The sequence below is a fragment of the Gilliamella sp. B3367 genome (genome assembly GCF_026536825.1).
In the GTDB taxonomy this organism is placed as follows: Bacteria; Pseudomonadota; Gammaproteobacteria; order Enterobacterales; family Orbaceae; genus Gilliamella; species Gilliamella apicola_E.
The window spans coordinates 96,260-116,968 of the sequence record NZ_JAFNNJ010000001.1 but is presented as its reverse complement, the minus strand read 5'-3'; the positions used below and the strand labels follow the sequence as shown (position 1 = coordinate 116,968).

General features: G+C 33.5%; 16 protein-coding genes. 3 read left to right on the top strand and 13 right to left on the bottom strand.

Translation table 11 applies throughout. The features are described from left to right. The first annotated feature begins 1 nt into the window (after position 1). Positions 2-814, top strand: a complete 813-nt coding sequence (gene apaH / locus J3U23_RS00520) for a bis(5'-nucleosyl)-tetraphosphatase (symmetrical) ApaH (RefSeq protein WP_267338188.1) — start codon at positions 2-4, stop codon at positions 812-814. 32 nt (positions 815-846) lie between these two features. Then, a complete protein-coding gene (gene sppA / locus J3U23_RS00515; protein ID WP_267330032.1) occupies positions 847-2,664 on the top strand; it encodes a signal peptide peptidase SppA in 1,818 nt (605 codons plus the stop codon). Between the two features lie 27 nt (positions 2,665-2,691). On the opposite strand, the gene J3U23_RS00510 is transcribed toward sppA, so the two are convergent. The 4 genes from J3U23_RS00510 to moaC form a co-directional block, all read right to left on the bottom strand. Next, positions 2,692-4,506, bottom strand: a complete 1,815-nt coding sequence (locus tag J3U23_RS00510) for a sulfatase-like hydrolase/transferase (RefSeq protein WP_267330031.1) — start codon at positions 4,504-4,506, stop codon at positions 2,692-2,694. A gap of 192 nt (positions 4,507-4,698) precedes the next feature. Then, positions 4,699-5,142, bottom strand: coding sequence for a molybdopterin synthase catalytic subunit MoaE (gene moaE / locus J3U23_RS00505; protein WP_255305717.1), 444 nt, complete (start codon positions 5,140-5,142; stop codon positions 4,699-4,701). A gap of 4 nt (positions 5,143-5,146) precedes the next feature. After that, the gene (gene moaD / locus J3U23_RS00500) at positions 5,147-5,392 is read right to left on the bottom strand and encodes a molybdopterin synthase sulfur carrier subunit (RefSeq protein WP_267338187.1); all 246 of its coding nucleotides are present in this window, start codon (positions 5,390-5,392) and stop codon (positions 5,147-5,149) included. Positions 5,393-5,396: 4 nt separating this feature from the next. Beyond that, the gene (moaC, locus tag J3U23_RS00495; RefSeq protein WP_065562378.1) at positions 5,397-5,882 is read right to left on the bottom strand and encodes a cyclic pyranopterin monophosphate synthase MoaC; all 486 of its coding nucleotides are present in this window, start codon (positions 5,880-5,882) and stop codon (positions 5,397-5,399) included. 188 nt (positions 5,883-6,070) lie between these two features. On the opposite strand from moaC, the gene priA reads away from it, so the two are divergent. Next, positions 6,071-8,227 carry a primosomal protein N' gene (gene priA / locus J3U23_RS00490; protein WP_267338186.1) on the top strand — a complete coding sequence of 719 codons (2,157 nt, stop codon included), beginning with the start codon at positions 6,071-6,073 and terminating at the stop codon, positions 8,225-8,227. A 44-nt stretch (positions 8,228-8,271) separates the two neighbouring features. Here the strand turns inward: priA and J3U23_RS00485 are convergent, their stop codons facing one another. From J3U23_RS00485 to bamA, 9 genes are all read right to left on the bottom strand, one after another. Beyond that, positions 8,272-8,571 carry a ComEA family DNA-binding protein gene (locus J3U23_RS00485; RefSeq protein ID WP_267336692.1) on the bottom strand — a complete coding sequence of 100 codons (300 nt, stop codon included), beginning with the start codon at positions 8,569-8,571 and terminating at the stop codon, positions 8,272-8,274. A gap of 152 nt (positions 8,572-8,723) precedes the next feature. After that, positions 8,724-10,607 carry a SurA N-terminal domain-containing protein gene (locus J3U23_RS00480; RefSeq protein WP_267338184.1) on the bottom strand — a complete coding sequence of 628 codons (1,884 nt, stop codon included), beginning with the start codon at positions 10,605-10,607 and terminating at the stop codon, positions 8,724-8,726. Positions 10,608-10,734: 127 nt separating this feature from the next. Next, complete coding sequence (gene lon, locus J3U23_RS00475) at positions 10,735-13,170, bottom strand: endopeptidase La (RefSeq protein WP_267330026.1); 2,436 nt, start codon at positions 13,168-13,170, stop codon at positions 10,735-10,737. Positions 13,171-13,332: 162 nt separating this feature from the next. After that, the gene (gene clpX, locus J3U23_RS00470) at positions 13,333-14,598 is read right to left on the bottom strand and encodes an ATP-dependent protease ATP-binding subunit ClpX (protein ID WP_267338183.1); all 1,266 of its coding nucleotides are present in this window, start codon (positions 14,596-14,598) and stop codon (positions 13,333-13,335) included. Positions 14,599-14,617: 19 nt separating this feature from the next. Beyond that, complete coding sequence (clpP, locus tag J3U23_RS00465; protein ID WP_305054763.1) at positions 14,618-15,220, bottom strand: ATP-dependent Clp endopeptidase proteolytic subunit ClpP; 603 nt, start codon at positions 15,218-15,220, stop codon at positions 14,618-14,620. An 89-nt stretch (positions 15,221-15,309) separates the two neighbouring features. After that, positions 15,310-16,611, bottom strand: a complete 1,302-nt coding sequence (gene tig / locus J3U23_RS00460; protein WP_065734764.1) for a trigger factor — start codon at positions 16,609-16,611, stop codon at positions 15,310-15,312. 105 nt (positions 16,612-16,716) lie between these two features. After that, positions 16,717-17,745 carry a UDP-3-O-(3-hydroxymyristoyl)glucosamine N-acyltransferase gene (lpxD, locus tag J3U23_RS00455; RefSeq protein WP_267336689.1) on the bottom strand — a complete coding sequence of 343 codons (1,029 nt, stop codon included), beginning with the start codon at positions 17,743-17,745 and terminating at the stop codon, positions 16,717-16,719. After that, positions 17,745-18,233 (bottom strand): OmpH family outer membrane protein, encoded by a 489-nt coding sequence (locus J3U23_RS00450; RefSeq protein ID WP_267338181.1) that lies wholly within the window; start codon positions 18,231-18,233, stop codon positions 17,745-17,747. The genes lpxD and J3U23_RS00450 overlap by 1 nt, the downstream gene beginning before the upstream one ends. Positions 18,234-18,274: 41 nt before the next feature. After that, a complete protein-coding gene (gene bamA, locus J3U23_RS00445; RefSeq protein WP_267336688.1) occupies positions 18,275-20,698 on the bottom strand; it encodes an outer membrane protein assembly factor BamA in 2,424 nt (807 codons plus the stop codon). Between the last annotated feature and the right edge of the window lie 11 nt (positions 20,699-20,709).

Here is a 20,709-nt window from a genome sequence, read left to right as displayed (position 1 = left end):
TATGGCAAATCTAATAATTGGTGATATTCACGGCTGTTATGATGAGTTTATGCGACTATTAGAGAAAGCTGATTTTTCATCATCAGATACCTTATGGCTTACTGGAGATTTAGTTGCTAGAGGACCAAAATCACTTGAAGTTCTTAGATTTGTAAAACAAAACAGCGAACAAATAAGATTAGTTTTAGGTAACCACGACTTACATTTACTCTCAATTTACGCCAATGTTACACCATCAAAAAAGAAGGATAATCTTGACGAACTCATCCACGCTGATGATTTCGATGAACTAATGAATTGGTTGCGTAAACAACCATTAATTCAAATAGATGAAAAATTAAAACTTATTATGACTCATGCCGGAATATCTCCACAATGGGATCTTGAAACATTGAAAAAATGTGCTAATGATCTTCATCAGGTTTTAAGTAGTGACTCATATCCCCTCTTTCTTGACAAAATGTATGGTAACTTTCCTGATGAATGGTCATATGAATTACAAGGGTTAGATCGATTACGCTTTATTGCTAATGCTTTAACAAGAATGCGTTACTGTTACGAAGATGGACGGCTTGATTTTTATTGTAAAGATCAACCAGATGATGCTCCATCGAAACTTAAACCATGGTTTTCATTACCAAGTAAAATTCCGTCAGAATATAGTATTGCTTTTGGTCATTGGGCAGCATTGAATGGAAAAGGAACACCTGAAAATATTTACGCACTTGATACAGGGTGCTGTTGGGGTGGAAAATTAACATGTTTACGATTTGAAGATAAAAAATATTTCAAAAAGAAAAACATGAAAAATTAAAAATAAAAGAATAATTAAAGGGTTATTTTATTATGTCTGTACTAACTGTTATAAAATCAATTTGGAAAGGTATCAATTTAATTAGAGAAATATTTCTTAACCTAATTTTCTTAATCATAATCCTATTGATCTTGAGTGGTATTGCATTATTTAAAGAATCACAAAAGCAAGACATCATTCCTCAATATGGCACATTAGTTATAAATCTTGAAGGCGTTATTGTCGACAATTCGCTTTATAGTGATGAATTGTATGAAATACAAAATAAATTATATGGTAAAAGAGTAAATCTATCACGTGAAAATAGTTTATTCGATTTAGTGCAAAAAATATCACAAGCTACATCAGATCCTAATATAAATAGCATAGTCCTAAAATTGGATAACTTTGTCGGAGCAGACTTGAGTTCTTTGCAATATATTGGTAAATATTTAAACAGATTCAAAGAGGCAAATAAGCCTATTTACGCTATTGGTTCAAGCTTCAATCAAAGCCAATATTATTTGGCGAGTTATGCTAATAAAATCTATTTAACCCCATTAGGTGCAGTTAATGTTTTTGGATTATCCGCCAATAATTTGTACTACAAAACATTATTAGACAACTTAAAGATTAATACTCATGTTTTCCGTGTAGGAACTTATAAATCAGCTATTGAGCCATTTATCAGAGATAATATGTCAGAAGAAGCAAGAAGTAACACTTCTCGTTGGTTAAATTTAATGTGGAATAACTACCTTAATGACATTTCTGCAGAACGCAAAAAAGCACCTACACAACTAGTTCCTTCAGCCGATAAAATGTTATCAGAACTAAAATCTGTTAATGGTAATATGGCCCAATACGCTTTAGCAAACGGTTTAATTGATGCGATAAGTGATGAATTTGATTTTGAACTTGAACATAAAATAAAACAAAAAGTCAGTATCTATGATTATAGACTTAAGGAAAATGCTGAAGAATCAAACAAAGAACCAAAAATAGCTGTCATTTTTGTGAATGGAACTATTACTAACGGCGCAAATAGCAGTAATGTAGCTGGTAGCCAAGATATTGTTAAACAATTAAGAGATATTCGTAATAAATTACAAAGTAATAACATACAGGCTGTCGTACTCAGAGTAAATAGTCCAGGAGGAAGTGTCGAAGCTTCAGAAGCAATTCGCAGTGAACTAGAAACTTTACGTCGTTACCAAATCCCGGTTGTTGTTTCTATGGGCGGAATGGCTGCTTCCGGAGGATACTGGATATCAACTGCTTCTGATTATATTGTCGCTAGTCCGAATACGATTACAGGTTCTATAGGTATTTTTGGCATTGTACCAACCTTTGAAAATTCGCTTTCTCATATTGGTGTTTATAACGATGGGGTTTCAACCTCACCATTGGCAAATAACAGCTTAACTCAAAATTTATCCGATGAAATGAATCAATTTATTCAAATGAATATTGATAATGGTTACTTTAATTTCATCTCTTTAGTAGCAAAAGCTCGTAATATGACCTCAGAACAAGTAGATCATATAGCTCAAGGGCAAGTTTGGCTCGGCTCCGAAGGAAGTAAAAATGGCTTAGTGGATAAATTAGGGGATTTTGACGATGCGGTTGATATGGCTGCAACATTAGCCAATATTTCTAATTATAAAATAGATTGGCAAAAGCCTGAAGGCAGTTGGTTCAATGCACTTTACTCAGATATGTTTGCTATGATGCCAAAATCAACAGCAGAGGTATTTTTTGAGCATATCCCAGAAGTAAAACAAATTAAGCAACAAGTTTCACTATGGGATAAGTTCCAAGATTCACAAAACCGTTATATTTACTGTCTAAACTGTGCTGATGTTCGATAATAAAAATCCACCTTACGGTGGATTTTTTTATTTTTGTGTCTGGAAAAAATAACGCATATCATTCATTGCCGCTTGGATTGTTTTATAATCAGGTGTTTTATCGACCTGATTATTATGACAATCAAAATAGTGGCTTATACCAAGACGATTAACAAAATAGATGTTGTCTCTAGTCCGAACGGCATAAGAACTATAATTTGACATTAATAGCCAATCTCGATCGATTATTGGGCTAAATAAATCATAACCTGTCGAATAATCTGAAATATCATTTTCCACATGCAAATAATGTCGCATTATTGTTGGAACGACATCTTCATGGCTGGTAAATTTATTTATATTATCTGTGATATATTTAAGATCTTTTGCTCCAACTATGATAAAAGGTACTTTAGTTTGAGCATCAGTATAGTTACCATTATGCCCCCAAAAACCCAGATTATTGTCATTCATTTCTTGTGAATGATCACCTGTTATAAAGATTAACGTATTATCTAGCGAGCCTGATCGTTCAAGTTCATCATAGACCTTTTTAAGCAAATAATCATCATAGTAGACACTTTGTTTATAACGATTAAAAATGGGAACAGGATCTGTATCATTGCTTAATGTCATATAATTCAGCTCGCCAATTGGATTGAATTTAACTTCAAAATAATTGGGAAAATCATAAGCATGTGGTGCATCAAAAAATAAAAATGAAAAACTTGGTTTAGATGTATCTCTACTCTTATACCAGTTTAGCCAATCATCAGTTAACTGTTTATCTCGACTCGATGCAGATCCATCTTTACTACTAATTCTTAAGTTTTTAATGGTTAAAAATGCCGTACGATCGAATTCTGGCGCAGTAACTTTGGCTGAAGTAAATATACCTATATTATAATTTTCTTTTTGCAATGTTGTTATGAATAACGAGGGAATTCTATTTCTTAAAAAAGCATCCCAATACGTGCCGGGGATACCATAAAAAAGTCCAAAAATACCAGTTCGAGTTGCATTCCCTGTTGAGTAATGATTATTAAAAATTATTCCATTATTCTGTTTCACAAAATGGTAAGTATTGGGTGAAATTTCTTGACTAAAAGTATCATAACGCCAAGAATCTAAGACAATAAACATAATATTGGGTGTTGTAGTATTATGAGGGTTAATCATCAGCTCATTTTTAGGATAATAGATAGTTGCGTGTTGGTTCTCCTTTTCAATAAGTGTCTTACGTTGCCCTGATTTATCAAACAATCCCATTATCTTTTTCGAGGTAAATGGACGATATAATGGAATATATTCTTTAACAATCATGATGGGGGAATAGGCATAATAAAACGCAACCATATGGATTAAATGACTAATAAAAAAACAACCGAAGAGAAATACTGTCGATACGATTAATATTCTTGAACGTTTTTGGCTAAATTTTTTATCTAACAAATAAAGAATTAAATATTCTGCTCCAAAAGATACTAATATTAACAAAAACATCAAAACATAAGTGATCGTTGAAAAATCGACAACTTGCCCCGAGAAAACCATTGATAGCACAGATTCATTGATATGAAATCGATACTGCTGAAAAACAATAGTATCAACATACAGCACAATCTGTAACAAACTAAATAAAGCAGCTAAACAAATATTACTTAACGTTCTCTTCACCCAAATAAACGGAAAACATAAAATAAAAAGTAATAAATAAACAGAGAAAAAATGGCCTAACACGGCAAATAGAGAAAAAAAGCTACCATCCCAACTAAACGATGAACCAGGCACCCAAAAATATCGGATAGTAATGATAGACGAAATAAAAATATTTATTAATACGAACGAATAGAGTTTTTTCATATAGCTCCACGAGCAATAGGATTAAAAATTTTTAATAATAGCGATTTTTCTACTTAAAATTAGTACTTTCCTCAAAATTTTTAACAAAAAAAGATAAATATGAAGAGATTAATATAAGCTTAACAAAAAAGGCTCTTTTTTGAGCCTCTGAAGACATTTTGATGATGAAATCTATTATAGACTAAATAAATATTAATACCATTTCTTCAATGCATTTATATCCGATTGCTTGGCTTCTACCCAATTTTCGCCACTAGAAGTCTGTTCCTTCTTCCAAAATGGAGCCTCATTTTTTAGTACATCCATAATAAACTCCGCTGAAGCAAAAGCATCACTGCGGTGTGCTGCACTAACACCAACAAAAACAATACTTTCATTTGCATAAATTTGACCGACACGATGGACTATTGCAACACGATTAATCGACCATCTATCTCTGGCTTGATTAATAATATTGCACAGCACCTTTTCAGTCATTTCTGCATAATGCTCTAACGTTAAACTTATAACTTGGTTTTCAAAACTACGCACCTTACCCATAAAAGTCACTACAGCACCATCTATAGGCGATTGATAAAGCCAAGTTATTAATGAATTCACATCAATGGGAGATTGGTTAACTTGAATAATGTTCACGCTGTTAACCACCTGTAACTGGAGGGAAAAAAGCAATTTCATCACCCTTTTGAATGACATAGTCATAGTCAACTAAAGTCTGATTAACTGCACATAATACTGTTTTTTCTTTTAAAGCTAATACCCACTTATCACCACGCAAACTAAGGTGATCTAAAAGTTGATTTATTGACATTTGCTCTACCGATAATTCAAGTTTTTCAACCCCAATTAATTCTCTAATTTGTGCAAAAAAAATAATTTTGTTCATAGTATCACTGCTCTGCCGCATTAAATTCGCCCGATTTACCACCAATTTTATTCAGTAACCGAACTTGATTAATAACCATATCTTTTTGATTAGCTTTACACATATCATATATCGTTAATGCAGCAACTGAAGCAGCAACTAAGGCCTCCATTTCGACACCTGTTTGGCCCCTTAGCCGACAAATTGTTTCAATCCTAATGCTGTGATTTTCAAATACAGGTTCGATATTGACTTCAATTTTACTTAGAAGTAGTGGATGACAAAGTGGAATCAAATCCCATGTTCGTTTAGCCGCTTGAATACCGGCAATTCTTGCAGTTGCAAAAACATCACCTTTATGATGTTTCCCTTCAATAATTAGGTTAAATGTTTCAGCATTCATTAATACTATTGACTCGGCTCGAGCTTCTCGTAAAGTTAACTTTTTTTCAGAAACATCAACCATATGTGCATCACCATGTTGATTAATGTGTGAAAATGATGCTGACATTTTTAACTACCTTTAAATATTATGCTTTAACTTGCCGTTCAAGATAACAAATTTTGTTTATGGATACTACTATCATATAAATAAAGTTATTAGATAGTTAACTCAAAAATAATTAATTTCTCTATGTAACTTTTGCGAGTTAAATAAAATCTGCGTACAATATCAATTTTTAATAATAGTGATTGTTAATGCTGATTGCCCATGTAGCCTTACCGGTACCCCTTTATCGACTGTTTGATTACAAACTAACAGTACCTGCTGAAATTGGTGCGCGGGTTAGAGTGCCTTTTGGTAAAAGGGAAATGATTGGAATAATCATTAAAATTGATCAGCAATCGACCTTTGATAGCGAAAATTTAAAATCAATTACCGCAATTATTGATACCAAAAACCCCTTTCCTCAACCAATTTGGCAGTTATTGAATTGGGCAACAAGTTATTATCACTTTCCAATTGGCGAAGTCATATTTCATGCCATGCCAGTTCTATTAAGGCAAGGTCGTCAAGCTATCAAGGATGATATAAAACAGTGGCAATTAACACCTCTAGGGCAACAAATTGATTTAAGCTTATTATCACGTACACCAAAACAAAAGTTATTATTATCTTCACTTAGAAACAACTGTTTAAATGAAGACGAATTTAGTTCAAATTTATATCAAGAATTACAAAAAAAACAGCTTATAGAATTAGTTTATCAACAACCTGACAATATTTGCTGGCAATACTCGACCAACCCAACATCGATCCAATTAAATGATGAACAATCTAATGCCATAGAGACTATTAATAAACAGAATAAACAATTTGGTGTATTTTTGCTTGATGGTATAACTGGTTCAGGAAAGACTGAAGTTTATTTAAATATAATTGCAGATGTGTTATCACAAGGTAAGCAAGCTTTAGTTTTAGTTCCTGAAATTGGTTTAACACCTCAAACAATAAAGCGTTTTAAACAGCGCTTTAATGCCCCGATTGATATTTTACATTCAGGCTTAACAGACAAGGAACGTTTAGATGTTTGGTTAAGAAGTAAAGAGGGTGAAAATGCCATTGTTGTAGGTACTCGTTCTTCGCTTTTTACTCCCTTTAAAGATTTAGGTATCATTATTATCGACGAAGAGCATGATAGTTCTTACAAACAACAGGAAGGATGGCGTTATAATGCTAGAGATCTAGCTATTATCCGAGCTAGAATTGAAAATATACCTATAGTTTTAGGTTCCGCAACACCTTCTCTTGAATCGATTAATAATGCACAAACTCATAAGTACCAGCATCTCAAACTTACTCAAAGAGCGGGTAACGCCCAATTAGCCAAACAATCTATTTTAGATATTCGCGGCATGGCTTTAGCTTCAGGTTTATCTCAACCACTTATAGAAAAAATAAAAACGCATTTGAATAACAATAACCAAGTGATGTTATTTCTTAACCGTAGAGGGTTCGCACCATTAATAATTTGCCATGATTGTGGTTGGATAGCGGAATGCCCACGTTGTGATCGCCCTTATACTTATCATAAAAAGCAGCATAAACTGATTTGTCATTATTGTGATACGCCAAGGGAAGTGCCAAAACAGTGCCCTAAGTGTGGTTCGACCCAGTTACTACCAATTGGATTTGGAACGGAGCAACTTGAAAAACAACTTAATATTTTGTTCCCAAATATAAAAGTTACTCGTATTGATCGCGACACGATAACTAAAAAAGAAGCATTGAATACCTATTTAAATGATATTCATAAAGGCGGAGCCCATATTTTAGTCGGTACACAAATTTTGGCTAAAGGTCATCACTTTCCTGATGTAACGTTAGTTGGCATAATTGATGTTGATGGCGCCTTATTTTCAAGTGATTTCAGAGCAACGGAAAGATTTGCTCAGATTTATACTCAAGTATCAGGCCGAGCTGGTCGTGAAACAAAAGCTGGCGAAGTGATTCTACAAACCTATCATCCAGAGCACCCTTTATTAAATACTTTATTAAATGAAGGTTATCAGGCATTTGCAAAACAAACACTAATTGAACGTCAACAAACTTTACTGCCACCATTTAGCTATCAGGTGTTAATTCGTGCTGCTGACCGTAATAATTTACAGGCACCAAAATTTTTACAGCGTATCCATGATTGGTTAAAGTCCAATTATGACCATAATTTATGGCAACTTGGTCCAATGCCTGCTAGTCAACCTAAAAAAGCGGGTTATAATCGTTGGCAATTATTATTACAACATACGAACAGACAATTATTACAACAAATATTAGATAATCTTATAACTGAACAGTGGAGTGAAGCATCAAACGTAAGATGGAGTATTGACGTTGATCCAATTGATAATTAAAAATATCTTCCAACAGATAGATTATCTCTTGGAAGATAGGATATTTATAAAGTGATTTTTCCTATATTTTTATCCAGCGTTGCTTGACCAATACCAGAAACTTCCTTTAATTGTTCTATAGAAACAAAAGGACCAAATTTTTCTCGATACTCAATAATTTTCTTAGCTTTACTCATCCCAATACCAGTTAATACTTTACTTAGCTCTTCAGCTGTTGCCGTATTAATATTGACTTGTACAATTTGCTCATCTTTTATAGTGACATCTGCTTTCGAATCAGCAAAACTAACTGTTGAAAAAAGTAAAGATGAAAATAAAAGGCATAATAGTGTAAAAATTTTCATGTAAATTAACTCCAATATAATTATGCAACTAAATTTGCTTCATAACTATCTCATGGAATTAATTTGCTAAATTTTAATATTCATAAAAATGCGAAAAGCCACCAAAGTGGCTTCTCTTTTTTTGATTTATCACCAAAATTTTTCGATCTTTATCACAAATTTGCATCAGGCATGATTTCAATCTTCGCTTTAGAACGAATATCATTTGCAAGATAATGAAAAGTGTTAGACATAGATAATGGTAATAATTCTGGTGAAATATCTTGATACTCCTTAGGCGTATCAACTTTAATTAAGGTGAAAATATAAGCAGTATTATTTTCTAAATATTCCACATTAAACTCATCAGATTTAACACCTGAAATTGGTGGTTCTAAACTAAAAACCATATCAACTACTTTTTTGTCTAAATCTTTCGAATCTCTGTGCAAAACATATTTCTTACTAAAGCTTACTTTATCTGAATTTCCAGTAGTATTTAACTCATTTAAAAGGCTTTCAACATTAGCTTTAAAACGACTCTCGGAGATATTTTTAGATAGTTTTTTATTAATTTCATCTTTAACCTCATCAAACGGAGCTATCCCCTCTGGGTGATAGTCAGTAACTTGAATAATAAAATCATAGCTACCATGAGATCTTTCAACTGGAATTAAGTCTGATAATTTAAGAGTCGGTTGCCCATTAGCGATCATTTCTTCGCTAAAGACTAAATCACTAATTTCAGGATGAATCATGATTGTAGACATATCTTTATAAGTTGTCCAATCAGTTGTTTGAACTTCAAGACCCGTTTTTTCAGATAACTCTTCAATTGATTTAGGTGATTGAGATAAGGCATTTTTCATTTTATCTTCAACAGCATTAAATCCATTTTGTAATTTTTGTTTAGTTAAATTCTCGTAAATTAAAATTGAAGCATAATCAAAATCCATAGCCTTTGGTGGTAACTCAGCATCAAGTTTAATTATGATAAAGCCATCATCAGTCGGAATTGGATTTGAAATTTGATTAACTTTTTTCAAGTTTGCTTTTTTAAAGAACTCAGGCAGAGAATCATCATCAGCAAACCAACCTAAAGAACCATTCTTACCATAAGCTGAAATATTATTATTATTATTATTATTATTTTGATTTAGACTTTCAGCTATATTTTGAAAATTTGCGCCTGAAGATAACTCTTTAACGATCTTGTCTGCTTGCGCTTTGTCTGTAACAAAAATAGCACTAAACTCTTTTTTTGCTGGGTAGGTATATTTTTTTAAATTTTGTTCATATTCTTTTTTTACATCATCATCAGTAACCTTAATGGTTTTAGCGATGTCATCTTTTGAATTATAAATAAATTTTAATTTTACTCGCTCTTTCCTCATAAAATCATTTTTATGTTCATCATAATACTTTTTCTCATCTTCTTCGGTAATATTAATGTCTTTCATATCATCTATTGAAGAATCAATCTTAGTAGCATAGATAGTTCTTGTCTGATCTTTTAACAAGGAAATTTCAGATTCAGAAGGTAAAACAAAGCTAGTTGTGACTAATGCACCAATAACTTGTTCTTGTTGTAACGATGTTTTTAATGAGCTTGCATAACTTTCTGGAGTAAAACCATTTTCAGCAAGTAAATTTAAATAATTTTGATTATCAAATTTTCCATTTATAAAGAAAACTTTCTGATTTTTAATAAAATCTTTTACGCGCTCGTTACTGATTGCTGCATGAATATTTTTTGAAAATTGATAAGCTAAATAATTATCTATTTGCTCAGATAACACTTTTCTTCGGATTACTTTGGTAAGCGAAGCATCACCACCTGTAATTTTACTTAATTCATACTTTACTTGAGACTCAAATTGAGTTCGACTGATCCCTTCTCCGTCGACTTTAGCAACGTACAATTGCTCATCATTTGCACCACTGCCACCACCAAAGCCTAAAAATCCAACACCAGTAAAAATAAAACATAAAATAATAATAGCAAAGATTATTTTAACAACAAGACTGTTTGCAGCTGTTCTTATTTTTTCCATCATAGCTTGTCATTCTCCATATACCTGAATTTTAATTTCGCAAGTATATCATATTTGCCAAAATTGGCTATTATCTAATTAAAGGTCGAAAAAAAAGCCAACATAAGGTTGGCTTTTTGATTGGTTTATTTTAGTTCAATCGAGTTGAAATATTTGCTGTATTTTTAATTTTTTTAACAGATTTTTTAACTGGCGACTTTATTTGAACTTTTTCCTTAACCGGCTCAATACCAAATGGATTATTTTGCAATGCAATCGTCAATACATCATCTATCCATTTAACAGGTTTTATATCAATTTCAGCTTTAACATTTGCTGGAATTTCTTCGAGATCTTTAACATTATCAATAGGAATTATAGCTGTTTTTATGCCACCTCGGTGAGCAGCTAATAATTTCTCTTTTAATCCACCAATTGGTAATACTTCACCTCGTAGAGTAATTTCACCAGTCATGGCAACATCAGCACGAACAGGGTTACCCGTTAAAGTAGATACTAATGACGTACACATTGCAATACCTGCACTCGGACCATCTTTAGGTGTAGCACCATCAGGAACATGCACATGTATATCACGCTTTTCATAGAAATCGCTATTAATACCCAATTTTTCAGCGCGCGAACGAACAACCGTAAGTGCCGTTTGAATAGATTCTTGCATAACGTCACCAAGTGAGCCGGTATAAGTTAATTTTCCTTTACCAACAACACTCATTGATTCAATGGTTAGCAAATCACCACCGACTTCTGTCCATGCCAAACCATTCACTTGACCGATCCGGTTTTCACTTTCGGATTTACCATAATCAAAACGCTGTACACCCAAGTAATCTTTTAAGTTAGTTTGAGTTACACTTACTTTACGCAAACGCTTGTTTAAAGCCAATTGTTTAACAACTTTACGGCAAATTTTAGCAATTTCTCTTTCTAAGCTTCGGACCCCTGCTTCACGAGTGTAATAGCGAATAATGCCAATTACAGCTGAATCATCAATATCAATTTCATTTGCTTTTAGGCCATTATTAGCAATCTGTTTAGCGATTAAATGTTGTTTAGCAATGTTCAATTTTTCATCTTCGGTATAACCAGATAACCGAATAACTTCCATTCTATCAAGTAGTGGTGCTGGAATATTCATTGAATTAGCTGTCGCAACAAACATGACATCAGATAGATCATAATCCACTTCTAAATAATGGTCATTAAATGCATTATTTTGTTCAGGATCCAGAACTTCTAGTAATGCCGATGCAGGATCACCACGCATATCAGAAGCCATCTTGTCAATTTCATCTAATAAAAATAGCGGGTTTTTTACACCAACCTTTACCATACGCTGAATTAATTTACCTGGCATTGAACCAATGTAGGTTCTTCGGTGTCCACGTATTTCCGCTTCATCGCGCACACCACCTAAAGCCATACGAACATATTGTCTACCCGTAGCTTTAGCAATGGATTGACCTAATGATGTTTTACCAACGCCTGGAGGCCCGACTAAGCATAAAATTGGACCTTTAACTTTATTTACTCGACTTTGTACAGCCAAATACTCTAAAATTCGGTCTTTTACACGATCCAGCCCATAATGATCTTTATCTAAAACTTTTTGTGCAGCATTAATATCTTTTTTTACTTTACTGCGTTTATTCCAAGGAACTTGTAACATCCAATCAATATATCCGCGAACAACAGTTGCTTCGGCAGACATAGCAGGCATCATCTTAAGCTTATTAAGCTCAGAAAGTGTTTTTTCCTTTGCCTCTTTTGGCATTTTTGCTTTAGTAATTTTTGAGTTTAGCTCTTCAAATTCATCAGGTTTATTATCTATATCACCTAACTCTTTATGAATAGCTTTAATCTGTTCATTTAGATAATATTCCTTTTGCGCTTTTTCCATTTGTTGTTTGACGCGTTGACGGATATTTTTTTCAACTTGCAACAAGTCAATTTCTGATTCCATTAATGAAATAAGCAACTCGAAACGTTTTTCTAAATCAGCAGTAACTAAAATCTCTTGTTTTTGTTCAACTTTTATATATAAGGTAGCAGCTATGGAATCTGCTAATTGAGATGATTCTTTAATTAAATGAATTGAATCAACAACCTCTTGAGTGACTTTTTTATTAAGTTTCGCATAATCATCAAAATTTGATAATAAGACTCTTATCATCGCTTGACTAATATTATCAGCTTTCTTAGCTTCTTTTAGCGGTTTAATATTTGCAATTAAAAAATCATCATCTTTTCGTTCAATAATATCAACAATTTTAGCTCGCGCGACACCCTCAACCAGAACTTTAACTGTACCGTCAGGTAATTGAAGTAATTGTAAAACATTGGCTATAGTACCGACTTCATACAAGTCCTCTACATCAGGTTCATCTTGTGAAGGATATTTTTGTGTTACAAGAAAAACTTGTTTATCCATCTCCATTGCACTTTCCAAACAACGGATTGATTTATTACGACCAACGAAGAGAGGAATTACCATATGTGGAAATACAACAACATCACGCAATGGTAAAATAGGCATAATCATTTGTTTAGTTTGTTTTGTCTTCATTTTATTCTCTCGGTAGTACAAACTTATCTGTCTTATATTGGGGTGATTTTAAGATATTCAAGCTTATCCTGTTTTAAATACGTAGTACAATAAATGTACATACGTATTTCACTTTTTACATAAATGCTGCTTACCAGTTTGAATAGGATAATTGCTTATCTATTATGCAGATAGTTCTGTATCTTCACAAAAAATCAATTTAGGTGATTGCAAATGATTTACCGTATCTTTCTCAACAAGTACTTTTTTTACGTTTTGCATTGATGGTAAGTCATACATTGTATCTAACAGTATATTTTCGACAATTGAACGTAATCCTCGAGCACCTGTTTTACGTTTCATCGCATTAATTGCAATGGCATCTAAAGCTTCTTTAGTAAATTCCAGTTCTACACCATCCAACTCTAATAAAGCATTAAATTGTTTGGTTAAAGCATTTTTAGGTTCGGTTAATATATTAACTAAAGCATCTTTATCAAGTTCTGATAACGTTCCAATAACAGGTAATCGACCAATAAATTCAGGTATAAGACCAAATTTAACCAAATCTTCTGCCTCTATCTGAGCTAATAACTCAGATTCTGTCGCTTTATTCTTAGTGCTTTTTACATCAGCACCAAAACCAATACCTGTGTTGGTAGAGACTCGATTTTCAATAACTTTATCTAACCCACTAAATGCGCCCCCACAAATAAAGAGGATTTTAGAAGTATCAACTTGTAAAAACTCTTGTTGTGGATGCTTACGTCCGCCTTTAGGAGGAACAGATGCAACAGTACCTTCAATAATTTTTAATAAAGCTTGCTGAACACCTTCACCAGAAACATCTCGAGTAATAGATGGATTATCTGATTTTCTAGAAATTTTATCAATTTCATCAACATAAATAATCCCACGTTGCGCTTTTTCTACATCATAATCACAACTTTGTAATAATTTCTGAATAATATTTTCTACATCTTCACCAACATATCCAGCCTCAGTCAATGTAGTTGCATCAGCCATGGCAAAAGGGACATCAAGAAAACGTGCTAATGTTTCAGCTAATAATGTTTTACCACTACCCGTAGGACCAATTAATAAAATATTGCTTTTACCTAACTCAACATCACTACGGTTAGAATAGCTACGTAAACGTTTATAATGATTATAAACAGCAACTGATAATACTTTTTTAGCCCGTTCCTGACCAATAACATATTCATCAAGATGAGCTCGTATTTCGTGCGGTGTCGGTAATGGTTTACTAATAAATTCTTCATGTGAAAGAAAACTTTTTGTTTCTTCTTTTAGAATATCATTACATAGTCCAATACATTCATTACAAATATAAATAGATGATGGCCCAGCAATTAGCTTACGGACTTCATGTTCACTTTTGCCACAAAAAGTACAATAGAGTAATTTTTCTGAGTTTTCTTTATCCACTTTCTTTACCTATTTATTATTAAGATCGTTTACTGTATATGGCGTCAACTAATCCATATTCAACTGCTTTCTCGGCTGACATAAAGTTATCACGATCTGTATCTTTTTCAATTACACTAATATCCTGACCAGTATGCATTGATAAAATATTATTTAATCGGCTTTTAACCTGTAATATTTCTTGAGCATGAATTTGAATATCTGACGCTTGTCCTTGAAAACCACCTAATGGTTGGTGGATCATGACGCGTGCATTAGGCAGGCAAAAACGTTTACCTTTAGTACCAGCAGTTAAAAGTAATGAGCCCATTGAACATGCTTGTCCAAGACAAATAGTACTCACATCTGGTTTAATAAATTGCATCGTGTCATAAATAGCCATACCAGCAGTCACTACTCCACCAGGGGAATTGATATATAAATGGATATCTTTTTCAGGATTCTCAGCTTCAAGAAAAAGCATCTGAGCAATAATCAAATTTGCCATATTGTCTTCAACTTGCCCAGTTAAAAATATAATTCTTTCTTTTAATAATCGTGAGTAAATATCATAAGCTCTCTCGCCACGAGAACTTTGCTCAACAACCATTGGAATCACACTCATGTATGGTTCTAAAGGCATTTTCATCTCCTAATTAAACAAAATAGCCCAAACAATTGATCCTTATTTGGGCTTATAATGAATTTTAATTAAATAAAGTGACAAGCTGCTTAAGCAACTTGTTGATTCATTAATTCTGAGAATGAATAAGTCTTATCTGTCACTTTTGCGCTAGCTAATAATAAATCAACTACTTGATCTTCTAGTGCAACAGAACGGATATTATCCATTGCTTTCTTATCTTTACGATAATAATCAACCACTTCTTTAGGATCTTCATAAGCAGTTGCAATTTCATCAATTAAAGATTGTACTTTTGCTTCGTCAGCCTTTAACTTGTTACTTTCAATGATTTCGCTAAATAATAATCCAACTAACACACGGCGTTTAGCTTCTGCTTCGAATAACTCTTTAGGTAGATCCATTGATTGTTTAACATTACCACCAAAACGAGTTAAGGCTTGTTGACGTAAGACATCAATTTCGCGATCAATTAAAGCAGATGGAACTTCAATATCATTATTTTTTACTAAACCATCAATGACTTGTGTTTTGATTTTATTGCGAATTGTTGCATTAAGTTCACGTTGCATATTTTTACGGACTTCTGCTCGTAAACTTTCAACTGTGCCATCTGCAATACCAAATCTTTTCACTACTTCTTCAGTTAGTTCAGGTAACTCAAGTTCTTCAACTTTTTTAAGTGAAGCTGAAAATACTGCTGGTTTACCTTTTAAATTCTCAGCATGATAATCTTCTGGGAATGTCACATTAATATCAAATTCATCTCCAGCTTTGTGACCGATGATTGCATCTTCAAAACCAGGGATCATTCGACCTTGTCCTAATACAAGTGCAAAATCATCAGCTTTACCGCCTTCAAATTCAGCACCATCAACTTTACCTAAAAAATCAAGCGTGACACGATTTTGTTCTTTTGCTGTCTTTTTAACAACTTTCCAAGTACCTTGTTGTTTACGTAAGGTTTCAATCATTGTTTCCACATCAGCATCAACAACTTCAGCTACGGGTTTTTCAACTTCGATTTTATCTAAATCTTTGATTTTAATTTCCGGATAAACTTCAAATTCAACAGTGAAAGTATAATCTTCACCATTTTTATATTCTGTTGGAATATATGTTGGCGCACCAGCTGGATTTAATTTTTCTTGGATAATAGCATCGATAAAATTACGTTGCATCAAATCACTTAAAGCGTCTTGTAAAATAGAAGCACCATAGCGTTGTTCAACAATTTTTAAAGGTACTTTTCCTTTACGGAAACCATCAATACGGACTTTTTTTGCTGTATTGATAAGTTCTTTATCAACTGCTTTGGTAATATCTTCTGATTTAATTGTAATTGATAAACGACGGCCTAAACCTTCTGTTGTTTCTACCGAAACTTGCATCTTTATACCTCGGAATTATTGAATATATTTGCTCATAATTATAAATTGATTAATTGAGCTAATTAAATTTATAAAATAGGGAAGCATTATACCGACCGTAATCGTCTACGTCGAGACATTTAATAGCTTCTTCTCAAGTGCTTTCAAACGTTTATTCATTTCATCAATATGTAAAACTAATGAAGCTGTTTTACGCCATACTTTATTTTGTTGTAATGGAATACCCGATGAATATACACCCGGCTCAGTAATTGGTCTCATAACCATACCCATTCCAGTCACAGTTACTTGATCACAAATTTCCATATGGCCGTTAATAACACTCGCACCACCAATTAGGCAATGGCGTCCAATCTTTAAACTACCCGCCATAATAACACCACCAGCGACAGCAGTATGATCACCAATAATATCGTTGTGCGCAATTTGACATTGATTATCAATAATGACGCCATTACCGATGACAGTATCATCTAAAGCACCACGATCGATTGTTGTTGATGAGCCGATTTCAACGTTATTACCAATTACTACTCGACCAAGCTGAGGAATTTTTATCCATTTACCTTTGTCATTTGCATAACCAAATCCATCTGCACCTATTACTGTTCCTGATTGGATCAAACAGTTTTCACCAATAATACAGTTATGGTATATAGATACATTAGACCATATTTTTGTGCCTGCACCGATTTGAGTATCTTTCCCAATAAAACAGCCAGCACCAATACAACAGTTATCACCAAGATTTACACCACTTTCTATAACAGCATTTGGACCAATTGATACATTTTGTCCAAGCTTAGCAGTAGAATCAATCACCGCTGATTGTGCGATACCTTTAGCGGGTAACGGTGTCGTATCTAAAAGTTGTGCTAATTTTGCATAAGTAAGATAAGGATCTTTAACAATCAAAGCAGCCCCATTCCAATATTTAAGGCTATCTTCTGTCATAACAACTGCTGAAGCGTTACAAGTTAATAAATTGTTTTGGAATTTTTTATCCGACAAAAAAGTGATTTGACCTTTTGTGGCACTTTTCATTGATGCTACACCGGTGATAGTTAATTCACCATCACCATATAATGTAGCATCAAGCTTGTCAGCTAATTGCTCTAAACGAAAAGCAAACATTATTTTTTAACCTTCTCCAAAACTTTGTCAGTAATATCAACAGCGTCAGAGGCATATAAAACCGTATCTGCTCTTAAAATAAGATCATATTTTTCTTCAGCAACAATGGTTTTGACTGCTTCTTGAATTTTGGTTAGTAATTTACCAGCTTCTTTTGTTTCGCTATCACGATATTCATTTGTGAAAGCTGTGGCTTTATTCTGAAAATCTGCAATAGTTTTATTTAATTTAGTTTTTTCTGAAGATGACAAAGTTAGCCCTTCTTTCTTTAAACGTGCGGCAGCTGCATCAGCAAGCTTTTCTTCTTTTTCTAATGCTTTAGCTCTCGCTTCAAATTTTTGGTTCAATTCTTTACCGATTGCTTCTCGTTCTGGCATACGATCCATTACAGATTTAATATCGATAACACCAATTTTAGTTTCAGCGTTTGCAAAGCCTGTAAAAAGTAGAGCAATACTGATGCCAACAACAGATATAATTTTTTTCACTTTATTCACCTATGTGTATTTTAGTTATTAACAACATGGCATTACCATGTTGAACCTATATTAAATTGGAATTGCTGAGCTGAATCACCATGATATTTCTTTAACGGCTGTGCATAAGAAAATACCAATGGTCCTAATGGCGACATCCATTGAACAGCAAGACCAGCAGACATTCTAATATCAGATGGGGAACTATAATCAGGAATATTTTTGCCTTTTAGATCCCATTCACTATCCCAAACCGTTCCTGCATCAAAAAATACTGATGTTCTAATACTATCTGTATATTTTTCACTTGCAAATGGTGTTGGAACTATTAGCTCCGTACTTCCGAATGCTAACGCATTACCACCTATTGCATCTTTAGAACTAGTACATTGAGCTGTATCACCTAAGGTTCTACATCCGGTTTTATTAAAATATACCGCTTTAGGGCCGACAGTATTTGCTTTAAAGCCACGCAATACAGTTGAGCCACCTGCATAGAAATTCTCATAGAACGGTAATTCTTTTCCACCTAATCCAGCACCATAACCTAATCGGCCACGAGCTAAGAATACCCATTTATGATCGGTATCAATTGGATAATAATAAGAAGCATCACTAACCATTTTATAGAATCTATTGTCAAATACTGGCACTGTCGCTTTTAAATTAGCGGTTAGTTTTAACCCATCTGTTGGGAAATAGCCGCGATTTAACGTGTTATATGTCCAATAGGCATTCAATAACAAATCATTGGTGTCATATGAATAAGACTTATCTTTATCTTTCATATTTTCACCCATAGACTCAAAATAGCGCCACATATTATACTGTGGTTGCATATCAGTTAATTTATGATTAGCGTATTCTGTACCAAAACGGACAAAGTTATTTTCACTAATCGGGAAGCCTAAGTCTAAATTAGCCCCCCAAGTTTTACTTGAATACTCAGATTCATCATCATCACTATCAGTTTTATAAGTATTGTAGTAAACGCTACCACCTAAACTGACACCATCAACAGTAAAATAAGGATTAACAATCGAAACAGATGCAGTTTTATCACTGCTGGTTGTATTAATATCAAATGAAACGCTATTACCCGTTCCTAACCAGTTATCTTGAGAAATTCCGGCATTAAAACTTAAACCACTGTCTGAGCCGATACCCACGCCAAATTTAATACTACCGGTATTACGTTCAGCTACTTTATAAATAATATCAACTTGATCATCAATGCCAGGAACTCGTTCAGTATTCGCTTCAACACTTTCAAAGAAACCTAATCGATTTAAACGTTCTTTACCAAGTTCAACCAAACCATTACTTAACCATGAGCCTTCCATTTGACGAAGTTCACGACGAACCACACTCTCACTTGTAATGGTATTGCCGACAATTTTAATATTGCGTACGTAAAAACGTTGCCCTACATCAACTAATACTACTAATTTAACAGTATGTGATGAGTCATCCATTTCAGGCTGAATAGCTACTTGAGGATAAGCATAGCCAAAATTAGCCAGCAATCGCTTAATATTATCCTCAATATCAGTTATTTTTTTACCATTATAAAGTTCACCTACAGTAAGCTTTTCTTTGGCTAGTTTTTGTATTGCCTCTTCATGTCCTGCAAAGTTACCTTTAAAATCAAAATCGGCTAACTTATATTGTTCACCTTCATGAATATTAATAGTGACATAAATCCCTTTTTTATCTGGCGTTAAGCTAACTTGTGTAGACTCAATATTAAATCGAGCATAACCTCGATTTAAATAAAAGCTTTGCAACTCATCTAAGTCCGATGCCAATTTTTGCTTTTGATATTTACGATCACCAAGCATATTCCACCAAGGCACTTCATCACGTAATGAAAAACGTGAAATAAGCTCTTCAGATGAAAAAGCTTTTGCACCTACGATATTGATTTGATCTATTAAAGCAGATTTACCTTCAGCAATAACTAATTTTAAATCAACACGATTTCGAGATAATGGTGTTACGACCGCTTTGATTTGAGCATTATATTTACCAACACTATAGTAAAAATCTTCTAGACCTTTCTCAATTCCCGAAAGCATTGTACGATCTAATGCATCGCCTTCACGAATACCGGTACTATCTAAATTCTTTTTCAACATGTCATCTTTGACAGATTTATTTCCGGAAAAGGTAATACTTGCTATAGTTGGGCGTTCTTGGACATGAATAATTAATCTGTCGCCATCACGAGAAACAGTAATATCATCGAAATTACCGCTGGCGTAAAGTGATTTAATAATGCGGCCTAAATCAGATTCATTCACATAGTCACCGACTTGAACAGGCATTTCAAGCATTGCAGCACCGATTGTGACTCGCTGCAAACCTTCAAACTTGATATCCTTAACCACAAAATCATCAACACAAAATGCATTGGAACTATATACTGTTGTGGTACTAAACAGCAAAGATGCTATAAGTAATTTATTTATTTTCATCGTATATATTT

What these genes read in the sequence shown, in the direction of transcription:
- tig (WP_065734764.1), bottom strand. Translation starts at nt 16,611, where the DNA reads ATGCAAGTTTCGGTAGAAACAACAGAAGGTTTAGGCCGTCGTTTATCA.
- J3U23_RS00510 (WP_267330031.1), bottom strand. Translation starts at nt 4,506, where the DNA reads ATGAAAAAACTCTATTCGTTCGTATTAATAAATATTTTTATTTCGTCT.
- moaC (WP_065562378.1), bottom strand. Translation starts at nt 5,882, where the DNA reads ATGTCAGCATCATTTTCACACATTAATCAACATGGTGATGCACATATG.
- priA (WP_267338186.1), top strand. Translation starts at nt 6,071, where the DNA reads ATGCTGATTGCCCATGTAGCCTTACCGGTACCCCTTTATCGACTGTTT.
- sppA (WP_267330032.1), top strand. Translation starts at nt 847, where the DNA reads ATGTCTGTACTAACTGTTATAAAATCAATTTGGAAAGGTATCAATTTA.
- lon (WP_267330026.1), bottom strand. Translation starts at nt 13,170, where the DNA reads ATGAAGACAAAACAAACTAAACAAATGATTATGCCTATTTTACCATTG.
- apaH (WP_267338188.1), top strand. Translation starts at nt 2, where the DNA reads ATGGCAAATCTAATAATTGGTGATATTCACGGCTGTTATGATGAGTTT.
- bamA (WP_267336688.1), bottom strand. Translation starts at nt 20,698, where the DNA reads ATGAAAATAAATAAATTACTTATAGCATCTTTGCTGTTTAGTACCACA.
- clpP (WP_305054763.1), bottom strand. Translation starts at nt 15,220, where the DNA reads ATGCCTTTAGAACCATACATGAGTGTGATTCCAATGGTTGTTGAGCAA.
- moaD (WP_267338187.1), bottom strand. Translation starts at nt 5,392, where the DNA reads ATGAACAAAATTATTTTTTTTGCACAAATTAGAGAATTAATTGGGGTT.
- lpxD (WP_267336689.1), bottom strand. Translation starts at nt 17,745, where the DNA reads ATGTTTGCTTTTCGTTTAGAGCAATTAGCTGACAAGCTTGATGCTACA.
- J3U23_RS00485 (WP_267336692.1), bottom strand. Translation starts at nt 8,571, where the DNA reads ATGAAAATTTTTACACTATTATGCCTTTTATTTTCATCTTTACTTTTT.
- J3U23_RS00480 (WP_267338184.1), bottom strand. Translation starts at nt 10,607, where the DNA reads ATGATGGAAAAAATAAGAACAGCTGCAAACAGTCTTGTTGTTAAAATA.